Here is a 20,012-nt window from a genome sequence, read left to right on the forward strand (position 1 = left end):
CTGCTTATGATGCAAGCGCAACAATTCGCGCACGTGGTACTTGAGTGGTACCAAAGCTTTGGCCGCAAAACATTGCCATGGCAATTGGATAAAACACCTTATCAAGTCTGGCTATCAGAAGTGATGTTGCAACAAACGCAGGTTGCGACCGTCATTCCTTATTTCCAACGTTTTATACTGCGCTTCCCTGATATCCGTGCTTTGGCGGCAGCTCCGCTGGACGAAGTTTTGCATTTGTGGACTGGGTTGGGTTATTACGCCCGCGCCAGAAACCTGCATAAAGCCGCCCAAACTGTTGTTGAAAGCCATCAGGGCGAATTCCCCACGACTTTTGATGACATACTCGCACTGCCCGGCATTGGCCGCTCCACTGCGGGTGCTATTTTATCACTCTCTTTGGGGCAACATTTCCCAATTTTAGACGGTAATGTGAAGCGAGTTCTAGCTCGTTGCTATGCCGTTGAGGGATGGCCGGGTAAAAAAGAGGTCGAAGGACGACTGTGGCAAATCAGTGAAGATGTCACCCCCGCCAAGGGAGTGGGTCAGTTTAATCAGGCCATGATGGATTTAGGCGCAATTGTTTGCACCCGTTCTAAACCCAAATGCGAACTTTGCCCACTGAATATGGGGTGTCTCGCTTATGCCAACCATAGCTGGGCGCGCTATCCGGGTAAAAAACCCAAACAAACAATACCGGAAAAAACAGCCTATTTTCTGTTGCTGCAAAACGGCTCTCAGGTGTGGCTCGAACAGCGGCCTCCCGTGGGATTATGGGGCGGATTGTTTTGTTTCCCGCAATTTGCGGAACAAGAGAGTCTGGATAGTTGGTTACAACAACGTGGCATGGTCGCCAGCGAATTACAGCAGTTAACTGCTTTTCGTCACACCTTCAGTCACTTCCATCTGGATATTGTCCCTATGTGGCTGAATACTGCATCAGGACATGGATGCATGGATGATGGAGCGGGTCTCTGGTATAACTTAGCACAGCCGCCGTCGGTAGGATTGGCCGCCCCTGTTGAGCGCTTATTACTTCAGTTAGCAAAAGAAGAATTAGCAAAAGAAAAGTTAGTAAAACAATAATGGGCAGCACCGCCGTCTACCCCAATAGCTGTATTTGACGATCGTCATCAAAGAGGATTTAGCATGAGCAGAACGATTTTTTGCACGTTTTTAAAAAAGGATGCTGAGGGGCAAGATTTTCAGCTGTATCCAGGCGAAATCGGCAAACGTATCTATAACGAAATCTCAAAAGAAGCTTGGTCACAATGGATAACTAAACAAACCATGCTGATTAATGAGAAAAAGCTCAGCATGATGAATGTAGAAGACCGAAAATTGCTGGAACAAGAAATGGTCAATTTCCTGTTCGAAGGGCAGGATGTTCATATTGAAGGTTATACTCCGCCGAGTCAGTAACCTATTACGGGGCCTATGCTGGCCCCGCTGTTATTTATTCCCTAACGGGGACATTCCTCATCAAGATATGGCTTGTAAGATGAAGAAAATTTTAGCTTTGTTGGTTATTGCACCATTGTTAGTGTCTTGTTCAGGCAATAAAAATCAGGCAGAAAACGAAGCCTTTGTCAAAGACACCAACGGTTTTGAAATTTTAATGGGCCAGTTTGCCCATAACATCGAAAATATTTGGGGATTAAAAGAAGTCTTAATCGCGGGCCCAAAAGATTACGTTAAGTATACAGATCAATATCAAACCCGCAGCCATATCAACTTTGATGCTGGTACCATTACAGTTGAAACTATTGCCACGACTGATCCGGCGGCTCACTTACGTCAGGCGATTATTACCACGTTATTAATGGGCGATGATCCTGGCTCGATCGACCTCTATTCTGATGCTAATGACATCCAGATCAGCAAAGAACCTTTCCTCTATGGGCAGGTACTAGATAACAACGGCGAGCCTATTCGTTGGGAATGGCGAGCTGCACATTTTGCTGATTATTTACTGCAAAACAAAATGCAAAAGCGTACCTCTGGTTTGCATGTTATCTGGTCGGTAACCTTGCAATTAGTGCCGAACCATCTGGATAAACGTGCGCATAAATATCTGCCACTGGTGCGGCAATCGGCTGAGAAATATGGCGTAGAAGAGTCATTAATTCTGGCTATTATGCAAACTGAATCAAGCTTTAACCCATATGCGGTTAGTGGCTCTGATGCACTCGGCCTGATGCAGGTTGTTCAGCATACTGCTGGGCGGGACGTCTACAAACTGAAAGGCAAAAGTGGTCAGCCGAGCCGCAGCTATCTGTTTGATCCTGCTAACAATATTGATGCTGGCACAGCCTATCTATCTATTCTGCAAAATACCTATTTGGGCGGTATTCAAAATGCCACCTCGCGGCGTTATGCAGTTATTACCTCCTATAATGGCGGTGCCGGCAGTGTGTTACGGGTATTCTCTAGCGACAAAAACCAAGCGGTTAATATTATTAATAGTATGGCTCCGGGCGATGTATTCCAAACGCTAACCACCAAACACCCATCCGGTGAATCTCGCCGCTATCTGGTGAAAGTAAATAGTGCGCAGAAGAGCTACCGCCGCCACTAATTGTCATGGGTATAAAGGGCACAGTGCGCTGTGCCCTTTTTTATGGCTAAAATTGTGACCAACTGATAACTGTTCAATTTTGAATAACAACTATTCGCAATAAAGTGTTTATAGTATTGATCATTACTCTCTTAACCACAGCTGGCAGATTGAACAAATGGACGTTGGACTTACCGTTTTCGAAATGGTGGTAATTTTCTCCACTATGGTCATTGCCTACATTATTTTTGGTATTACTGGCTTTGGTTCCGCGTTAATTGCCAGTCCGGTTTTAGCACTATTTATCCCCGTAGCAAAAATTGTCCCATTGCTAGCTATTGTTGATATGGTTGCTGCAATCACCAACGTAGCACGTCATAGCCGCCATGCAGACATTGCAGAGCTTAAGCGCTTGGTCCCATTGATGATTCTTGGGAGCCTAATAGGCGCGACAATATTGCTGCGAACCCGCCCCGATATTTTGTTATTAGCATTAGGCATATTTGTTATTTTATATGCAATTTACGCCCTCAGTCGGCGTAAACCGCAAGGGCAATTCAAATCCGCTGCCGCTATTCCTTTTGGCTTAATTGGCGGTATTTTCAGTGCATTATTTGGTAGCGGTGGGTTTATATATGCTATTTATTTATCAGGGCGGATAACCAACAAAGATAATTTACGGATTACACAGACAACACTTATCGGCCTAAGCACCTTAACCCGAGTAATTTTATTTGCTCTGGCCGGAGTCTATATGGATTTGTCGATATTATGGATGGTATTGCTATTGGTGCCGGGGATATTGGTCGGATTAGCAATTGCCAATAAAATCAGCTTAGGGATCAGCCGCGAACAACTGATTAGAATAATAAATATCTTATTGCTGATTTCCGGTACTGTTTTGTTGGTACGCTATTTCGGTTACTGACTATCCAAAGTGGGATAAAGTGACAGCCAATATTCCCATTGGCTGTCTATCTGTCCTCAGATTACTGAGTAATGACATAACCAAAAATACGCCGCCATTCTACATCACCTTTTTCGATATAAACGCCCTGCAATTCCGGGGAGAAGCCCGGCAATAAATTGATGCCCTCTTCCAGCGCCAGGAAATAACGCTGCACCGCCCCACCCCATATTTCACCCGGCACAACACACAACACGCCTGGTGGATAAGGCAAAGCCCCTTCAGCCGCAATTCGCCCTTCCGCTTCAGCAATAGGAATCAGTTCAATATTATCGCGGATAAACTGAATATTGGCATCCTGCGGGTTCATCACGACAGGTGGGAAACTGGCTTTACGGAACATATCCTTTTGCAACTGTTTAACATCATGACTGACATATAAGTTATGCATCTCCTGGCATAACTGGCGCAAAGTATAGCCACGATAGCGCTCTTCATTCTTACGATATATCGTCGGTAATACATCGCACAACAGTGCATCTTGCTCAATATAGCGCTCAAATTGGGCTAACATATCAACCAGATGAGCCATTTTTGCCGGGTTTTCAGCCGGTGTCAGCAGGAATAGGATCGAATTTAGATCGCATTTTTCCGGCACAATACCATTTTCACGTAGGAAAGTTGCCAGTATCGCTGCTGGCACACCAAATTGGGTATATTGCCCGCTGTTAGCATCAATACCTGGTGTTGTTAGCAATAATTTGCAAGGATCAACTAGGTATTGATCTTGATTATAACCTTCAAATCCATGCCAACGCTCATTAGGCACAAAATTAAAGAAGCGAGCATCATTAGCAATAATATCTGTATCGTAATCCTGCCAATTCTTACCCCCTACAGTGGGTGGAATGAATGGCCGTAACATTGAGCAGCGCTCTAATAATAATTTACGGGCCTCAATACCGAGCTTTACACAATCCATCCACATGCGGCGGCCACTGTCGCCGGAATGTATTTTGGCATTCACATCTAACGCGGCGAATAAAGGGTAAAACGGGCTGGTTGATGCATGCAGCATAAACGCATTGTTAAAACGCTTATGGTTACAGTGGCGTTTTTGCCCTTTTATATGGTTATCTTTTTTATGCACTTGAGAAGTCTGAGAGAAACCAGCCTGCTGCTTATGCACTGACTGAGTCACAATAATCCCAGGGTCATTTTCATTTAATTCTAGCAATAGTGGCGAGAAATCCTTCATCATCGGAATAAATTGCTCATAACCGACCCACGCAGAATCAAACAAAATGTAATCACATAAATGACCAATACTATCAACCACCTGACGAGCGTTATACACAGTGCCATCATAAGTGCCTAACTGAATGATTGCCAATCTGAATGGCCGTGTATCATTCACATGTTCAGGAGCCACTTCAGCGAGTTGCTGACGTAAATAACGCTCATCGAAACAGTGCGCATCGATGCCACCAATAAATCCAAATGAATTACGAGCAGTTTCTAAATAGACTGGCGTCGCCCCCGCTTGAATCAGTGCGCCATGATGGTTAGATTTATGGTTATTTCTATCAAATAACACTAAATCACCACGGGTCAATAAAGCATTAGTAACCACTTTGTTGGCCGATGAAGTCCCATTCAGTACAAAATAGGTTTTATCTGCATTAAAGACCTTAGCTGCATATTTTTGTGCATCTTTTGCCGCACCTTCATGGATAAGCAAGTCACCCAATTTGACATCGGCGTTACACATATCTGACCGGAAAATCGTCTCACCATAGAATTCAAAAAACTGACGGCCAGCAGGATGTTTACGGAAAAACTCACCACCTTGGTGCCCAGGGCAAGCAAAGGTTGAATTTTTCATCTCGACATATTTCTTTAATGTTGAGAAAAAAGGCGGTAACAGATTTTTTTGATATTCGCTGGCAGCAGCCTCAACCTGAGCATTGTAAAATGCTTTATTTGCCTCACCGAGTGTGATGACACCCTTAATAAGGGGCAAATAATCCGCAGAAACCGTCTGTTCTGCCGTAACAGCAATAAAAGTAGGAATAGCAAAACCCAAATCATTGAGCTTCGACAATATACCGGCACTCGCATCTTCCACCGACATCACCACGGCGGCAACATCTGTGAAATCGGTCTGATTGAGGTATACCACTCCCCGCTGACTTTCTACATAAGAAGCCAAACGAGCACTTGTTGCTATTTTTAACTGTGTCATGTCACTTACTCTCAAACGGTCAGGTATGAGTCTGCCACTTTGGCATATAGATGGCATCATATTGATGAATCATATGAATTACCGGCAAATTGATATCTTTAAACGCATTTTTCCCAGCAGAAATAAAAGCCAGAATAGTGAGTGAACTGGTCTCAGCATCGACCAATAGACATCAGTAAAATCAGAGGATTAGCTCTATTTTTAATAATGTCTAACAGTGAGCAACACATAGCCTTACCGCATGAAAAAGGTAAAAGACTTAACCGAAGTGAAACGGAGGAAGTGGCACGTGAGGCGCTTAATATGCATTGGATAGTGTAAAACTGCCATAACCGCCCCCTGCTTAAATTCTCAAAATTATATGGACTAGAGGAATGAATAGTAACGCTAAATTCGCGCAATAATTACATGTTTATGGGAGCGATTCAACCCTTGAAGTTCAATAAAAATTCATATTTAGTGAATATCTAAGCCATTGTTATCTAATAAACTGAAAAATAAAAAATCTATAAATCAATCAGATAAAACCGCCTATCACGATGAAAAAATATCACACCAACATTTATTAGCCACCTTTTGCATGAAAAGAGAGCAACCGATCGCCTTTATATGAGAAACTCATTGACGATTTGGTGCCAATACGGTTTAATGCGCCCCGTTGCCCGGATAGCTCAGTCGGTAGAGCAGGGGATTGAAAATCCCCGTGTCCTTGGTTCGATTCCGAGTCCGGGCACCATATTTAAGCTTGTTTGTTATTGTGACTAAACATCAGTCTTAACAAGCAGGTGATTGGGTAGGAATACGATACGCTCGTAATTTCGCCATCTGAATTGTAAAAGTAGTTAGCAATCAATTAGCTCACTTGTTAAATTAAGTGGGCTTTGTTATGCGTTATGGTTACACAGAGTTTCCTCTAGTGTCAAATCAGCAAGGCTCACTGAGCCCTTGCCTCAAGCCGTTACATCAACTCTTTTTCCAAAATATCCCGTAAGCTATCAACATTCTCATCGATGTACTCAAGAGTCGATTGGATGCTGACATGCCCCAGTAGCTTTTTGACGGCCTGAAGGTTTCTGTCGGGGGATTTCATCATATGCGTGGCAATAGTGTGCCTGAAACGATGTGGGCTTACAGTAAAGCGACATTCTTTGGACAGACGCCGGAAAAATGCCCGTAATGGATATTGATCCATTTCTAGCGGGTATTTATCGCGACGACGTAAATCAAATCGACCAACATTGAATAATTGATCTTGTGGTTCTGCACCAGCATCTAGCGCTCTGTTAACCAGTAGTTCCAACTGTGGGAACAACGCGGATACTATTGGTACATGGTGCTCTTTATGATTCTTAGAACCCGCGATCCTCAGCTCAATACTGCGTTCATCTAAATTGATGTCACATAATCTTAGATGCAGCAGTTGGTTTTGCCGCACACCGGTATAACGTAAAACATCTAATAGCGTAAGCCAGAACCATGAAGGATAAAACGCGTGATGACGAACATTAAAACAATGTGACGCTGGTAAATCCCTTTCTCTTTCACAGTATTGCTTCATCAATAGATAGAGGCTATTCATTTGCCCTAATGTCAGAATTTTCTTTTTCTTAATCCCCGCTCTTACCACAGAGCCATTAAATGGATTTTCCTCATGTTTTAATAGCTTTTTCTTCATGCCAAAATTAAATAATGCGCGAAGATGAGCTACCTTATTATTCCAGGTTCGTGGTTCCAGTCTCAAATCGTTCAATACATATCGACGCCATTCCAATACAATTTGATCACTAATTTCATGAGGAAGTTTGGATGTGTATTGTTCAAACGAGTTTACAACTTTCTGATAACTCCATTCTGTAGTAGGGCGAAGAGATTTACTGAAAAAATATTTTTCCAGGAGTAATTCAAATGTTATATGGCTCACTCTTAACTTCCTTGTTCAAGCAATATTAATGGGTTACCCATGGCTATCATAACGTTAAATAACAATATATAGATAGACATAAGGCAACCATTAATAAATAAGCTTTATAATCCCAATATATTCATATTAACAATATTATTTCCCTTAGCCTCTTTATATTCAGCATCTAACATTGCTGTTAATTGGTGCTGTTTTTCAATAAGAGTAAATAAGAGAAGCTGTTGAACTTCTGGATGGTCAATGTGATAGGCAGCGTAAGCTAAAGCCCTACATTGGCATTCAACATCGATACAAGTGGGAGTGGGTGGCATGATAAGCTCATATAGTTCCATGATGCCCCCTATATACGGGTAGACGGCCAGCAAAACATAAAACATAATCAGAAACAAAGCGTTGACGTGCTGATTGCTCATCCGTTGCCGTTACACGTAACATAACAGGGGTTGTTTTCATCTGAATACGGTTGATCGCTACAAAGATATAAGTACACTTTGGTGCAGCCATAGCGTTAGTCCTTTTAACGTGATGGTTAGAGGCCCGGTAAGTGTTGTAGCACTACTGGGCTTCGCTAAGCTTGGTACCTTGAATACAACAAGGTGCCATACACCTTATTCCTAGGTGTATGGCACGTCAATATATTGTTATGCTTTCTTTTTCTTAAAAAAAATACATATTAAATAAATAGGAAACTAGTTATGTCTACGGGTTCAAAGAATGCGAAATCTCAATCACTAAATGCTCGCGTACCCCATGACATTGTTGAAGCAATGAAGTCAGTTAAGAAGGCTGATGAGAGTACAGCGCAATTTATAGTGACATCAATGAAAACAGAAATAGAACGTAGACTAAAAGATAAAAATAAAGTGTATTAATTCAAACTCGACCTGACAGTTTTCTCGGAAAGAACACAATCAAGTCTGACTGCCGGTTGTGAGCGAGGAGCAGACATAATTGACTAAGATCGAGACTGGCTTATTATTATGGACTGACAACAAACTCGAAAACGCCATAAACTACAGGTATTAAGTCAGTCAGAAAATTGTTAAATTAATGTAAGAATATGACAAGGAGAAAGGTAATGGGAGTTTATGTTTATGCGGATGAATCAGGCCATTCTGGAAAAAATATCTTCGACGAAAGTGCAAAAAAATATTATCAGGGGGCAATTATTTCTCTTGGTGATATTGACCCTATTATTGCGGGTGTGGTAAATCGTCATTGTGAAAAATTAAATACTCCTCGAATTCATTCTAACCAACACCAAGAACATGTTGTTACTGCTATCTGTGAAGACTTAATTGATGCCATGGGAAATATATCATGGCAATTTTCTATATGCATGATTGATAAACCCTATCTGGCTCCAACTAAGTTTGTAGACCTTTTCTTTGATAGTTTTGATAATCCCGGAGTGCCTGTTTTATGGTACAACAGTGATTTATTCAGACATTCTCTGTGTTTGGCAGTAACTAATCTTTTGACTAAAGAAGAAAGCATTGAATTTTGGGATGCGTATCTTAGTGACTCAATGCCTGTAATGCTGCAAATGGCGGAGAGGCTACTTACACGTATTGATCGTATATCCGACCCAAGAATGAATGAAGTTATGCGGGGAGGATTACAATATGCCATCAGCCACCCTGATGAATTTACGATGATTTGTACTCAAGGTAAAAGTGCTTACAAGGTCCAGACTCCCAATATGGTTGCGTTTTCCAGCCTTATGTCTGCAACTCATACATTCTGTAAGGCACACTCATCTTCTGTAGAAGAACTAATACATGACAGAAGCGATGAATTTCGTGGAACAATGCGTGAATATCATCGAATATTCCATAAATTAGTTCATGTCGAAGATGAATTTGGTGGCCCGGTTTTGTTTGAAGAAGCTCAATTTAATTTAGGGACGTTTAATCTTAGGAGTTCTGAATCGCACCCTGCCTTGCAGGCAGTTGACGTATTCTTATGGATGGTTCAAAGAAATTTAAAAACTGATCGTGGACGGGCGGCACTAAAAAGACTTAAACAACATATTAGCGATTTCGAAATTTCCCCTAGGATGTCACAACTTATTGTTCGCGCGAGAATATATCAGCTTCATAACAGTCCAATCCCACCCCAAAATATGAAAGAAGGTAAAAAACTAAGGGGGTTATTAGAGAGGGAACGCCAAAAAAGATTAAAAATAAAATGAATAAGGTTGTTTTTTATCGAAAGAGATAGCAGACATGTTTCTTATAGAATCCGGCATATATTTTGGCAAAACGGCATTTTTTGACTTTGAACCGCTCACATTAAAGTGCATAACTTTAGGTTAGCAACGTCCGCCCCTGGCACAGAGAAGCCTGTCAGATTAGGTATAGCTCTGTGATGTAATAGTGTCAGGTCGAGTTTGAGCTAATACAAATAAAGGCTAGTTATTTTATTGTGTGAGGTTTTATTACTAGTCTAGGGTTATCTTGTGGGATTGCCCCATGATGAAAGAGTTTGGTTGCCGCGATGAGATAACCACTCATCTTTTTAAACTCCCCCTCCCCTGCTCTTTCTTTATAAAGATAGCAGCAATAAAGAGTTCCTTTATCTCGTCGATGTCGGCCTAATCGTTCAAAGGCCTTTTGTAGACTTGGTTTCTCTATCGTTTTTGAGGGGTTTTCAGATTTATATTGATAAAAAACACCAGGGGATTGTAGGAAAACAAATCCAGCAATGAAATGGATGCGAGATTCTGGCGTATTAATTGCCAATGAGCCTGAATGGCAGCCATCAACTAACCATTGCCAAAAATGCTCGCCAATACCATCAGTGAGTGAATCAGACTCTTCTGTGCTGATACCTATATTTTTCGGTTCCTGCTGTTCTGGTGGTAATGTATCTATCTCTCCAACGAACTGACCGCTAGATATTCTCATTGCTTCCGATACTAGAGTATGGATAACGCCTGTCGCTGGCCGAGATCCAGCTATATATGTAACCAATGTATGCAATACTTCTGGCCACTCGCTCAACCATTCTATTGCCTGATACGGCAAGATTTGATATGCCAGCATGGCACAATAATTTTGTATTTCGAACAATGAAGGTTCGGAAGCAAAACGAAAACGGTAGGGTTTATTAGGCGCATTTTTGACAGGCATCCAACGTTTACCACTCTTTAACTCAATCTCGAGATGACATACTCCCTCAAGTGAGTAGAACAAAGCAGCATATACAATCACCGCTTCCCAAGCCGCACCTTGTGATGCCTGGTCCTCCGGTGGTGCTCCGATAGGCAATAGATAACCCTTAGACAGTCGCACAGAGTATGCGACCGTAGCCAACATGTGATCTATCATTCCCCCCAAATAAGAATGATGTCCCTTCTCAGTAGCTGGAAACTTCTGCATAAGCGTCACACAACGCTCTAGCGGCTGTAAGTAATATTGTTGATGCAGCTCTTTGGGTAACGAGGAATATTTCCATAATGTTTGTAGCCACAACTGCCGCTCCGTAGTTTTTAATAACTCTACCGCATCTTTTGGCTGATGGTATCCCAAAGCAGTATTGCCCTTACTCCATGTCGTAGAGAGGGCAATTTTAGTTTTTTCTGTCCATCTGAAAAACAATTTCAATATGAATGCTTCTCCAGTTTAGTATCATTGAAGAAACTAGCTATTTACACCCCATCTCCTTTGTTAGTGTTCCTTTCTGTGACTTAATCGCATTTGCAACGTCGGCAGGCAAATCTGACCAGATATTCAATTTTGGCGTTGTTTTTTCTTCGATGTCATTAACTGTCACTTGATAATCACAAAATTTAGCTGACCTAGCGATATCTTGATCCATCAAAAATGCAGCATATTGTCCGTCATCAGGGCTGGTACCGATAAAAATAACTTTCCAATATCCGCTCGGGATCTGAATAGACTCAGCTGCAGGCAGCGTTGCTATATCATATTCAAATAAAGGGCCAGTAACCGTATAAACTGCCACCACTTCGGGGCGATTCGCTAGTAGGCGTTCCTGCGCCTCAAGCCGTGCCCAAGCCCCCCGGTTCAAAGCCGATTTTTGGGGAGTAATATTAGACAGATAATTCAGTGCACTCCAGTCATCATGCCCTGCCAAAGAACTCAGCGGTGCTTGATGCCCGCGATCTACATCTAATTGCCCATAAGCTCCATTATATGCTGCTGGAACCAGCGTATCTGATGCTGGTAAACCAGGATCTCGCGCCCAGTTGCGGCTACGTCCGCTAGCGTAACTATCATTAGTGACTTTATATGCAACCCAATTCGCAAACTTGGTACTACTGTTATTGTTGAGTGTATACACGTTACGGATAAGCGTCTGATCACCACCGCCAGTAGGACAGCCAACAAGACAGTTATCAATGGAGGTATCTGCAGAAAGATGCGGGGAATATGCTGTGACACACGATGTAAGTAAAGAAGTAGCAATAATTTTATATATAAATGATTTCATTATTCATCCTTTTTGTTAATATTATTTCCATATGAACGTGACAAAACGCCCCCAAAAGCATTCCAGGTGTGTTAGAAAAAATAATTACACTGAATATTAAAATAAAAATCAGAAAGGTAATTAACACTCATCCAAATATAATAAAAGCCAATTAACAACCACCTTGTGATAATTTCAAACTCAAAATCCAATACATTCCGAACGTTAATTAAACAAATTACATTGCGTTAGTTGCTTCATTAAAATGATAAAATCAATGAACGGTAGTGATGTCATTTAGTTACGTTCATATCGTAGCGAGAAATGCAGGTTATAAACATACTGCGATGATTAATATCAGAGAATGATCGCAATTAATAGTGAAGTTCTAAGTTTATACAATGTAACTAATAAGTGTATTTATAAAATAAATTATAAGGGGATTTATGCATTTACTGACTACTATTGATATATCAAATCAATCTATAAATAGACTAGGTCAAAAAAACTATAGAATTCATCCCAGAATTGGTGAATGGATAGAATTAAATACAAATGGAATAGGTACTCTGTACGAAGTTGTGATGGTCGTACATTCAAGTCAGGGTTTTGGTTCTAAAATTTATATTAAAAAAATTGATATAACAGAAGAAGCCATTAAATCTCTCTATACAACTTATTCGGCAATCTGATTTCTGATATTGTTATCTTTAACAATCGAAAGTATAACAATGGTGATAATAGAAAATATCTCACCAGGGAAAGGAGCCCTGGTGAGTGAGTTACTTGAATAAGAAATGCTCATCCCTCAATTATGCTAAATATTTGGAAATTGTTGGGTACCGTTGTAAACACAGCAACTATATGATTTTCATATGTCAGTAATGGCGCACTAGTAGACCAGTAATTCTGATCTATTCTAGTCAAATGGTACTTCTCTACGAGTTGGTTAATCGCTTCGTAAACAGGAATATTGCATTCGAGCAATTGCGATATCATAGCTTCATCGTATAAGTCGGTATCATATAATGTCAGGCCAAAATGTGTTACTAGCAGATACTCAGCAATCTGTTGATATTCATGAATAATAGTACTGCCCATAGCTTATTTCCCTTATATTGGATTACACTGTGGCCAGTGTCTGCTCTCGTAAGATCAAATATTCAAATGCCTCGCGCGCATAACGACCCGCACGAAAGATGGCTCTGTTATCCTCTTTCAGTACCTTTAACCAGGATGCAATATAGCTGTCATGCTGTACCTCACCTTGGATGCCTAATTCAGCACACAAAAACGCTGAACCAATTTCTGCGACTAGCTCCTCAAATGCATAAATCGGATTACCGAACCTCCTAGACATAGATATGATCCCGTCTCTGGCGAGTCGAGAAGCATGGCCCGTAGAATGTACAAGCTCATGCAACAAAGTACTGTAATAGTCAGATACTTTATTAAACTGGATACGTTCCGGCATCGTTATCCGATCAACCCTTGAACTATAGAACGCCCTGTCTTGGTAACTATGGGTTACTTTTACCCCTCCACAAGCCACGACTTGCTCTATTCGCGCCATACATTCACTATCAGAAATCATTGGAATTGTGTGAGGTTGCTGCTCCGAAAGCCCATCACACTGTTCGGTATTGAATAAATGAAAGCTGGTGATAAAGCTTCGTCGCGACATAATTATTTCGCCATTGGCGTCGAATACCGGTTGCCCATGAGAATCAGTAGCCGGCTTCTCATATGGCTTAAATAATGTGACTAGTGTTGATTTTTCCCCTTTACGAACATGACCACCGATATCAATAGCCTGCTTAAATGTCAGCCACTGATGTGAATTAAAACCTTTGTTATAGGTATCAATCCATAGCAGCATCACATTAATCCCACTGTAAGCCCTTCCAGTAATCGCATTAACTGGCAGGCCATGATTTTGGGCCAGTTCCTTATTGCACGTTTGCCACGGTTTTCTCCAGGGAGAGGTACCTTTCTCCAGTGCTGTGATAATTTTATTCGTCACGACCGTGAACAAATCCGCTGGCTCTGCAGCCTTACCTTCGCTAAAGATCTTTTCCTTTTGAGATGATATTTTCATGGTAAGTCCTCTAAATAAAAAAGGGACTTACCCCCATAGGGAAGTAAATCCCTTATGGGTAGGTAAAATCAAAATATCGATTTAACAATTATTAGCGATAAAACTCTCTAATACACAGACAACAGTATTGGTTCTTAACTCCTATTATTAATATCAAAACCATACATAATTCGCTGTACATTACTCAGTCATATTTCCCAATATTCTCACAGGTAATATCGAAGAATTCCATAATTCAGCCCTACTGAAATAATGATTGATATAGATAAAATATCGGCATAGATGCATATCTCTTAGCTAATGGATCCTCAGAGATATAGCCAATTATGGTATATTGGATAAACTTACCTTCATCGCCGTAAACTGCTCTATTCGCTTTTAAAAGTTCAAGAGGATTACCGCTCTAAAGCGCGTCCTTTCAGGTTATGGTCGCTTTGGCTGTTGTCATAGACAACAATTTAACAATTGTATGATAGTTAATCGTTTTTTTGTTATCAAGTTGCATTAACTCTCAAAATTTAAATCTCACTCTCGGCATATAGTCATCTCAATCATTTAACCACTTGAAAATAAATGAAATTTAGTTTAAAAGTGTTTGTAATTTCCAATGGATACTGGAGGCTAAATTTTGCTTTTAGCATATGCTGTTGAAAAGGATACGGCTAAAATTGTACATATTGATGAAGTCCCGAACGGGATAAAGTGCAACTGCATCTGCAAAGAATGTAATGATGAACTCATTGCTAAAAATCGGGGAAAAATACAACAACATCACTTCGCCCATAAAAATATGGCCGAAAGTCGTTCTTGTTTAATGACCCAGCTTCACTTAGCCGCACAGTATTATTTTCTTTCGCTAAAAAAATTCTTAATTCCTGAAGTAGAGTTTCAATATAAAGACAAGAATTTTAAGATACCAAGCAGTGCAGCAACTATATTGTCAGCGCAAATGGAAGTCCAAATTGATAAGTATATTGCTGATATATTAATCGATACAAATGTTGGTAAATTTATTATAGAGATTTGCGTAACACATAAATGTGAAGGGGAGAAAATCAACTTCTACAAAGAAAATAAAGTTAATACTCTAGAATATATATTTAATAACTATGATCATTTTGATACAGAGGAATGGCTTGACCGTTTAGCCACCGATGTTATCCCTGTTGAGTGGATTTATTATCAATGCAAAGAAGATTTAATTATTAAACATGATAATGAACTCATCTTAGAAGCTGAATTAAAAAAACAAAGAAGAATAAAAAATACAGAATCTACAATTTTAAAGCAGATAAAAACAAAAGAATTATTGTTGCCAGAAATAAAAAAACCAGTGAGTTATATTTATGATAATGATGAACACTTCAAGGATTTAATTTTATTAGAACAAAAAACCATAATCATAGATAGTGTTGAATTTATAAAAAAGGAAGAAGATATTTATATACTAGAAGGAGTATATAAATATACTAGAAGGAGTATATAAATATAAACACAAAAAATACAACATCTGGATAGTCTATTCCATCTCAAATAAAAAACCAGACATCTCAAGCTTTTCCGATGCCAATATTATTATAAGGTCGTACCCTGAAGATAAAGATACCCCATTATGGGAATGGCTTAGGTATCCGCCATTAGAAAAAAAAGAACGTCTTAAATATGAGGAATTCGTTGAGGAATGTAAAAAAATGCAGATTCCAAGCAAGAACTACTAAATATTTATCTCCAACTAAATACGTTAGCTGAAAATCACTTTCAATCTAGAGATTCTCTTTTTAAAAAAGATTTTTGGAAGTGGCGAAAGTGGATGACACATAAAAATCTCTTCACTTCAGCAGAGAATGGAAAAGGCCCATCAATTCCAAATATACTAAAAAAAACAACCTATTCATATTTATGGATGTTTAACTCTTGGCATGTTTTTTTCGTAAGCCGGTTAATTGAAAAAATTGATAACATTCCTGTAGGAGCATCTATTAGCTTTTCAAAAATATTTGATCTGATATCTTATGATTTTCCACCGATAAAAGAATTTTACTCTCTGGAGAATATGGCAAAAAATCGAGAAATACAGATATATCACAAACCATTTATAGAGAGAAAAGCAATACTTCATGAAGTATTAAAACCATTCTTATCTTTTGGGGCTATAACAATTGCTGATGATCATATTAAAAGAATATCTTCACTCATTGAGTTATTAAACGAATGATTTATTACTCAACTTTACTATAGATACGCTCAACATAACGCCCTCTTCCATCGCCGTGTCCCAGATCCATTGATACCATTGCTCTGGCTTCATTATCACTCATACCGCTGCTCTTATGATATTCCAGTGCATCAACTGCCCAGGCATAACGTAAACTATGTGGCGCGTACTTACCGGTTAGCCCTGCATTTCGAACAGTATTTCGGTATTTATCAATAGCTGATTGTAAATTAGGCTTGTCGATTAACTTACCATTGTGTGTATTGGCATATTTCAACGCATAATTAACGGCCTGTAATACTTGTTCTCGATTTATAATCGTTGTATCACGAGGACGGCCGCCTTTAGTACCAAAGACAACTCTTAGACGAATATCATTACGTAACAATGCCGCTCGCCATGTTGCTAATGATTTAGCGGACTGGACTGCCTCTTCAGTTCTTAACCCCATAACTCGAGCCAATTGCATAGCAGCTGCGGCCCCAATGTCATGCTTCTGTGTATAAGATAATGCGGCTAGATAGCGTTCGTTATTTATAGCAATTTTGGTTCCATCACGACTCGCATCTGATAATCCAAGTGCTGAATTACTTAGTTTTTCATGTTGTGGATCAGCTATTTTACTCCTTCCTGCAATAGAAAAAATTGCTCTAATTGCTGACATTTCATTTTGCAATGTACGTTTTGATATATTTTCAAACTGACGGCTTTTAATATAAAGCTCTATATGATTAATTTTTAAATGTTTTACATCTCTAACCTGAATATTTAGTTTTGCCATTCTAGCGGCAAATCGATCAGCTATTTTTGATCTATCGGAAACGGTCTTAAAACTCCCTCCTGATTGGCGGGCTAACGTTACTAGCTGCTTACTCAATTTCGACATCTAAACTCCTTCTTATATGCCAAAATACTCATACATTTCGACCCCAACGACGCGGTTAATTTACGCTTTATGCGGCTCGACTGATATCTGTGCATTGGGGCGGCGAGATGTTGAGTTATTACGAGGTTCCCCAGCTCTCTGAGCTGTTCGCGGTATACACCGACCTGACTGAGTCAGACTACCTCCATCCATCAGTTCTCACTGATGTTGCCATCGATATCGAGTCGATTCTCTCCTTAGTTGTAACCTTTACCCCTCATGGTTTATTCATAGATTCGACGTATTGAAACTAAGTTGAACATTGCGGTTGAAAGAAACATTATTCTTGCACCCAGACCACTCAGCAGACACTGTTCGAAACTCTGACCACATGTGTGTCAGATCGTAAGAGATGCTGAAAGGCCGCACACCATCGGACAGGACAGTGGGCCTTCGCGCAGCGTCACTTGGTATATGCTTCGCAATTACACAAGTGACGCTGCACACATCCTATGCTCCAAATGTTGCTCTAGCAGATGCCAAATGTTCCAATTGGCATAGCAGAGAGCCACAAATGTCACCAGGATAGCTAGACTATCAGTACAAAAATAATAATATGTTGACGCCATGTTTCTCCTTATCGAGGAGAAGCAGTCCGAGCTGGAGGTTCACATTCCAGCACGGTGGCAACCATCTGAAGTGAGCTGAGAAATTTTTATCATAATTGCGATCTCTCTTCTCAAATGTTCAATGGCATTACCGCTCGAAAGCGCACCCTTTCAGGTTACAGGCGCATTGGCTGTGATCGCCCTAGAGCACTTCTTTCAGATCACGGAAGCATTGGTTGCTATATTGAATAGCGCGACAACGTAGCTATAGTAATTTTAATTCATTATAAATTCAATGAACTATAAATATAAAAAATAAGTATATTTTTAACTGTAAGGATATTAAATACAGATTGCATTACAATATGTAACCTTAGCATTCCCCACATCAAAGCAACATATTAAAATAAGATATAAATTGAGCATGTAACTTAAATTATTATAGTAATATACACTACATATTTTCCGATCAATAGTAATCTACCTAACTACTTAGCTTCATACTTTTTACGTTTTAGCATTTGACTGTTTTTCACTCGTAGTTTCTCCTTTAGGCTCCTTTGGCAATTTATCCACATAGGGTAGAGCTGCGGCTATAACTTGAATCAGTTGATCTTTTGATATTGATAGAGGCTTATCTATCTCATTCGTAGTCACCGATGCGTTCTTCATGAATTGAACCGCTTCTGCACAATTATTTATATGTTTCATTATTCTCATATGACGAGGGAAACAACCGAGAGGAGACAAAGAAGCCTGTTTTTACAGGCCTCATATCTGTATTCAGGATTAGGACGTATGTGGTGTGAGTCTGACACCTGCCGCTCGCGTAATTTTTGCCAGCGTCGTGAGTCTCGGATTACCACTTGCGGATAGCGTTTTATACAGCTGTTGGCGGGATAAGCCGGATTTTTGGGCTATCTCCCCAATTCCACCGCGCGCTTCAACGACACGACGAAGTGCCGTCATAAAGGCCGCAACGCCACCTTCTTCATAAATATCTTCGAGCGCCGTTTGTAAGTAAATCTCGGCATAAGCAGGATCGGCTTTTAGTTCTTCGATTATTGCCATGTCGTGATCTACTGATGGAGGCAAATCACCAGAAACCGCGGTAGGAGAGGCCTTTTTATTTTCGATCTTCGTCATTTTGTTTCCTCGCTTTATAGTCCCGCAAATATTTCACTGCCTTGTCTATGTCGCTGTCTTGCTTATCTTTGTCGCCGCCGTACAAGAGGATAATTATTTTCTTTCCATCAATCGCGTAATAGATTCGATAACCGGGACCAAAATCAATCTTCATTTCCAAAACGCCCTCTCTTACGGCCTTGTAGTCACCAAAATTTCCGGCTGATGCACGGTCAATTTGGATATCAATTTTCGCGGCGGCCTGGCGTTGCTTCTTTCTTAGTTTGGTTATCCAGTCAGTAAATGGAACCTTTCCTTGTGCATCCTGATAACGTTTTACTTCATACTTCATCGAGTTCCCTCTACTTATGCTTATTGTCGTCTATAAACGACATTGTGACAACTTTTTTTCGTTCCTTAATCTTAAATTTTCTGAGTACCGTTAGCCTTTTAAGCGCATATAAAAACCAAGTTGTCAGTACAGTTTTTATGATAATTGACCAAGCTAGCTTAATATAGAACGAAATTACTCATGAATAAGGTAAGTATTATTCATAGTTAAAATGGAAGATCATGCCTAATAGATAAATCTAAGTAATATAACAATCAGTTCGTATAATTTATATTATTTATTATTTGAAAAATACAATACAAGTTAAAATATGCATTGTCGAGAGCTCCAACAAAATATACTCTCAGCATAAGGGAGTAAGAATTAATATATGTGAGTAAATTATATATTAAGATAAATACAGCTTGTATAACGATATATTTATAAGGGGAAGAAATGAATAATAGAAAATCCAATCCTCAACAAAATAATATTTGGGTAGCCGTATACAATAGCTTGATCACTATAATTATGATATTTATTTCCATTCTCGCCTTTGTGTTAACTGCCCATAAGGGCGGTGTAGCCAGGCAAGAAAACTCAGATGATGGATGGCGTGATGGACATAGTGGTTACGGCTTTTATGTTGGTGATATCAGAAGTGATGATGATTAAGGGTTTGGCATGGTAAATGATAATTATTGAA

22 protein-coding genes and 1 tRNA gene are annotated in these 20,012 nt (G+C 39.9%); 11 read left to right on the forward strand and 12 right to left on the reverse strand.

The annotated features are described in order from the left end of the window. Positions 1-6: 6 nt before the first annotated feature. From mutY to OP863_RS16025, 4 genes are all read left to right on the forward strand, one after another. Positions 7-1,083 (forward strand): A/G-specific adenine glycosylase, encoded by a 1,077-nt coding sequence (gene mutY / locus OP863_RS16010; protein ID WP_265525536.1) that lies wholly within the window; start codon positions 7-9, stop codon positions 1,081-1,083. Positions 1,084-1,146: 63 nt separating this feature from the next. Continuing rightward, a complete protein-coding gene (locus OP863_RS16015; protein WP_004391023.1) occupies positions 1,147-1,419 on the forward strand; it encodes an oxidative damage protection protein in 273 nt (90 codons plus the stop codon). A 79-nt stretch (positions 1,420-1,498) separates the two neighbouring features. Continuing rightward, positions 1,499-2,575 carry a membrane-bound lytic murein transglycosylase MltC gene (mltC, locus tag OP863_RS16020; protein ID WP_038630978.1) on the forward strand — a complete coding sequence of 359 codons (1,077 nt, stop codon included), beginning with the start codon at positions 1,499-1,501 and terminating at the stop codon, positions 2,573-2,575. A 157-nt stretch (positions 2,576-2,732) separates the two neighbouring features. Then, entirely contained in the window at positions 2,733-3,482 is a 750-nt protein-coding gene (locus tag OP863_RS16025; protein WP_265525537.1) for a sulfite exporter TauE/SafE family protein, read from the forward strand. A 61-nt stretch (positions 3,483-3,543) separates the two neighbouring features. Here OP863_RS16025 and speF read toward each other — a convergent pair whose 3' ends face one another. Beyond that, positions 3,544-5,706 carry an ornithine decarboxylase SpeF gene (speF, locus tag OP863_RS16030; protein ID WP_145589630.1) on the reverse strand — a complete coding sequence of 721 codons (2,163 nt, stop codon included), beginning with the start codon at positions 5,704-5,706 and terminating at the stop codon, positions 3,544-3,546. A gap of 660 nt (positions 5,707-6,366) precedes the next feature. Here speF and OP863_RS16035 point away from each other — a divergent pair. Next, positions 6,367-6,442, forward strand: a tRNA-Phe gene (locus OP863_RS16035). A 222-nt stretch (positions 6,443-6,664) separates the two neighbouring features. On the opposite strand, the gene OP863_RS16040 is transcribed toward OP863_RS16035, so the two are convergent. The 3 genes from OP863_RS16040 to OP863_RS16050 form a co-directional block, all read right to left on the reverse strand. Then, the gene (locus OP863_RS16040; protein WP_265525538.1) at positions 6,665-7,627 is read right to left on the reverse strand and encodes a tyrosine-type recombinase/integrase; all 963 of its coding nucleotides are present in this window, start codon (positions 7,625-7,627) and stop codon (positions 6,665-6,667) included. A gap of 104 nt (positions 7,628-7,731) precedes the next feature. Next, complete coding sequence (locus tag OP863_RS16045) at positions 7,732-7,959, reverse strand: hypothetical protein (RefSeq protein ID WP_145587630.1); 228 nt, start codon at positions 7,957-7,959, stop codon at positions 7,732-7,734. After that, complete coding sequence (locus OP863_RS16050; RefSeq protein ID WP_071841747.1) at positions 7,946-8,131, reverse strand: host cell division inhibitor Icd-like protein; 186 nt, start codon at positions 8,129-8,131, stop codon at positions 7,946-7,948. The genes OP863_RS16045 and OP863_RS16050 overlap by 14 nt, the downstream gene beginning before the upstream one ends. A gap of 191 nt (positions 8,132-8,322) precedes the next feature. Between OP863_RS16050 and OP863_RS16055 the strand changes: the two genes are divergently transcribed. Next, entirely contained in the window at positions 8,323-8,499 is a 177-nt protein-coding gene (locus tag OP863_RS16055; protein WP_042562585.1) for a YlcI/YnfO family protein, read from the forward strand. A gap of 206 nt (positions 8,500-8,705) precedes the next feature. Then, positions 8,706-9,821: a DUF3800 domain-containing protein gene (locus OP863_RS16060; RefSeq protein ID WP_265525539.1), complete on the forward strand. Its 1,116-nt coding sequence runs from the start codon at positions 8,706-8,708 to the stop codon at positions 9,819-9,821. A gap of 223 nt (positions 9,822-10,044) precedes the next feature. Here OP863_RS16060 and OP863_RS16065 read toward each other — a convergent pair whose 3' ends face one another. Further along, positions 10,045-11,235 carry a TraI domain-containing protein gene (locus OP863_RS16065; RefSeq protein ID WP_265525540.1) on the reverse strand — a complete coding sequence of 397 codons (1,191 nt, stop codon included), beginning with the start codon at positions 11,233-11,235 and terminating at the stop codon, positions 10,045-10,047. Between the two features lie 40 nt (positions 11,236-11,275). Beyond that, positions 11,276-12,085, reverse strand: a complete 810-nt coding sequence (locus OP863_RS16070; protein ID WP_265525541.1) for a DNA/RNA non-specific endonuclease — start codon at positions 12,083-12,085, stop codon at positions 11,276-11,278. A 425-nt stretch (positions 12,086-12,510) separates the two neighbouring features. Between OP863_RS16070 and OP863_RS16075 the strand changes: the two genes are divergently transcribed. Continuing rightward, positions 12,511-12,756 (forward strand): hypothetical protein, encoded by a 246-nt coding sequence (locus tag OP863_RS16075; protein ID WP_265525542.1) that lies wholly within the window; start codon positions 12,511-12,513, stop codon positions 12,754-12,756. Positions 12,757-12,865: 109 nt separating this feature from the next. Here the strand turns inward: OP863_RS16075 and OP863_RS20020 are convergent, their stop codons facing one another. Next, a complete protein-coding gene (locus OP863_RS20020; protein ID WP_416222813.1) occupies positions 12,866-13,165 on the reverse strand; it encodes a TA system toxin CbtA family protein in 300 nt (99 codons plus the stop codon). Positions 13,166-13,187: 22 nt separating this feature from the next. Beyond that, a complete protein-coding gene (locus OP863_RS16080) occupies positions 13,188-14,162 on the reverse strand; it encodes an ArdC family protein (RefSeq protein ID WP_265525543.1) in 975 nt (324 codons plus the stop codon). A 628-nt stretch (positions 14,163-14,790) separates the two neighbouring features. On the opposite strand from OP863_RS16080, the gene OP863_RS16085 reads away from it, so the two are divergent. Both OP863_RS16085 and OP863_RS16090 read left to right on the forward strand, forming a co-directional pair. Then, complete coding sequence (locus OP863_RS16085; RefSeq protein ID WP_265525544.1) at positions 14,791-15,648, forward strand: hypothetical protein; 858 nt, start codon at positions 14,791-14,793, stop codon at positions 15,646-15,648. Between the two features lie 324 nt (positions 15,649-15,972). Further along, complete coding sequence (locus OP863_RS16090) at positions 15,973-16,377, forward strand: hypothetical protein (protein WP_265525545.1); 405 nt, start codon at positions 15,973-15,975, stop codon at positions 16,375-16,377. 4 nt (positions 16,378-16,381) lie between these two features. Here the strand turns inward: OP863_RS16090 and OP863_RS16095 are convergent, their stop codons facing one another. The 4 genes from OP863_RS16095 to OP863_RS16110 all read right to left on the reverse strand — a co-directional run bounded on the left by OP863_RS16095 (position 16,382) and on the right by OP863_RS16110 (position 19,327). Next, positions 16,382-17,263 (reverse strand): integrase domain-containing protein, encoded by an 882-nt coding sequence (locus tag OP863_RS16095; RefSeq protein ID WP_265525546.1) that lies wholly within the window; start codon positions 17,261-17,263, stop codon positions 16,382-16,384. A gap of 1,094 nt (positions 17,264-18,357) precedes the next feature. Beyond that, positions 18,358-18,561: a hypothetical protein gene (locus tag OP863_RS16100; RefSeq protein WP_265525547.1), complete on the reverse strand. Its 204-nt coding sequence runs from the start codon at positions 18,559-18,561 to the stop codon at positions 18,358-18,360. A gap of 78 nt (positions 18,562-18,639) precedes the next feature. Next, the gene (locus tag OP863_RS16105; RefSeq protein WP_265525548.1) at positions 18,640-18,996 is read right to left on the reverse strand and encodes an addiction module antidote protein; all 357 of its coding nucleotides are present in this window, start codon (positions 18,994-18,996) and stop codon (positions 18,640-18,642) included. Further along, positions 18,977-19,327 carry a type II toxin-antitoxin system RelE/ParE family toxin gene (locus OP863_RS16110; protein WP_145587281.1) on the reverse strand — a complete coding sequence of 117 codons (351 nt, stop codon included), beginning with the start codon at positions 19,325-19,327 and terminating at the stop codon, positions 18,977-18,979. The genes OP863_RS16105 and OP863_RS16110 overlap by 20 nt, the downstream gene beginning before the upstream one ends. Before the next feature lie 435 nt (positions 19,328-19,762). Between OP863_RS16110 and OP863_RS16115 the strand changes: the two genes are divergently transcribed. Continuing rightward, positions 19,763-19,981, forward strand: a complete 219-nt coding sequence (locus OP863_RS16115) for a hypothetical protein (RefSeq protein WP_265525549.1) — start codon at positions 19,763-19,765, stop codon at positions 19,979-19,981. Positions 19,982-20,012 lie beyond the last annotated feature (31 nt).

It is taken from the genome of Yersinia sp. SCPM-O-B-9106 (C-191), from assembly GCF_026183365.1.
Classification (GTDB): Bacteria; Pseudomonadota; Gammaproteobacteria; order Enterobacterales; family Enterobacteriaceae; genus Yersinia; species Yersinia rochesterensis.

Excerpts from the sequence above, each read along its gene's own strand:
- OP863_RS16050 (WP_071841747.1), bottom strand. The coding sequence starts at position 8,131 with ATGGCTGCACCAAAGTGTACTTATATCTTTGTAGCGATCAACCGTATT.
- OP863_RS16105 (WP_265525548.1), bottom strand. The coding sequence starts at position 18,996 with ATGACGAAGATCGAAAATAAAAAGGCCTCTCCTACCGCGGTTTCTGGT.
- mltC (WP_038630978.1), top strand. The coding sequence starts at position 1,499 with ATGAAGAAAATTTTAGCTTTGTTGGTTATTGCACCATTGTTAGTGTCT.
- OP863_RS16045 (WP_145587630.1), bottom strand. The coding sequence starts at position 7,959 with ATGGAACTATATGAGCTTATCATGCCACCCACTCCCACTTGTATCGAT.
- OP863_RS16095 (WP_265525546.1), bottom strand. The coding sequence starts at position 17,263 with ATGTCGAAATTGAGTAAGCAGCTAGTAACGTTAGCCCGCCAATCAGGA.
- OP863_RS16060 (WP_265525539.1), top strand. The coding sequence starts at position 8,706 with ATGGGAGTTTATGTTTATGCGGATGAATCAGGCCATTCTGGAAAAAAT.
- OP863_RS16110 (WP_145587281.1), bottom strand. The coding sequence starts at position 19,327 with ATGAAGTATGAAGTAAAACGTTATCAGGATGCACAAGGAAAGGTTCCA.
- speF (WP_145589630.1), bottom strand. The coding sequence starts at position 5,706 with ATGACACAGTTAAAAATAGCAACAAGTGCTCGTTTGGCTTCTTATGTA.
- OP863_RS16070 (WP_265525541.1), bottom strand. The coding sequence starts at position 12,085 with ATGAAATCATTTATATATAAAATTATTGCTACTTCTTTACTTACATCG.
- OP863_RS16015 (WP_004391023.1), top strand. The coding sequence starts at position 1,147 with ATGAGCAGAACGATTTTTTGCACGTTTTTAAAAAAGGATGCTGAGGGG.
- OP863_RS16080 (WP_265525543.1), bottom strand. The coding sequence starts at position 14,162 with ATGAAAATATCATCTCAAAAGGAAAAGATCTTTAGCGAAGGTAAGGCT.
- OP863_RS20020 (WP_416222813.1), bottom strand. The coding sequence starts at position 13,165 with ATGGGCAGTACTATTATTCATGAATATCAACAGATTGCTGAGTATCTG.
- OP863_RS16055 (WP_042562585.1), top strand. The coding sequence starts at position 8,323 with ATGTCTACGGGTTCAAAGAATGCGAAATCTCAATCACTAAATGCTCGC.
- OP863_RS16090 (WP_265525545.1), top strand. The coding sequence starts at position 15,973 with ATGACACATAAAAATCTCTTCACTTCAGCAGAGAATGGAAAAGGCCCA.
- mutY (WP_265525536.1), top strand. The coding sequence starts at position 7 with ATGATGCAAGCGCAACAATTCGCGCACGTGGTACTTGAGTGGTACCAA.
- OP863_RS16025 (WP_265525537.1), top strand. The coding sequence starts at position 2,733 with ATGGACGTTGGACTTACCGTTTTCGAAATGGTGGTAATTTTCTCCACT.
- OP863_RS16115 (WP_265525549.1), top strand. The coding sequence starts at position 19,763 with ATGAATAATAGAAAATCCAATCCTCAACAAAATAATATTTGGGTAGCC.
- OP863_RS16100 (WP_265525547.1), bottom strand. The coding sequence starts at position 18,561 with ATGAAACATATAAATAATTGTGCAGAAGCGGTTCAATTCATGAAGAAC.
- OP863_RS16075 (WP_265525542.1), top strand. The coding sequence starts at position 12,511 with ATGCATTTACTGACTACTATTGATATATCAAATCAATCTATAAATAGA.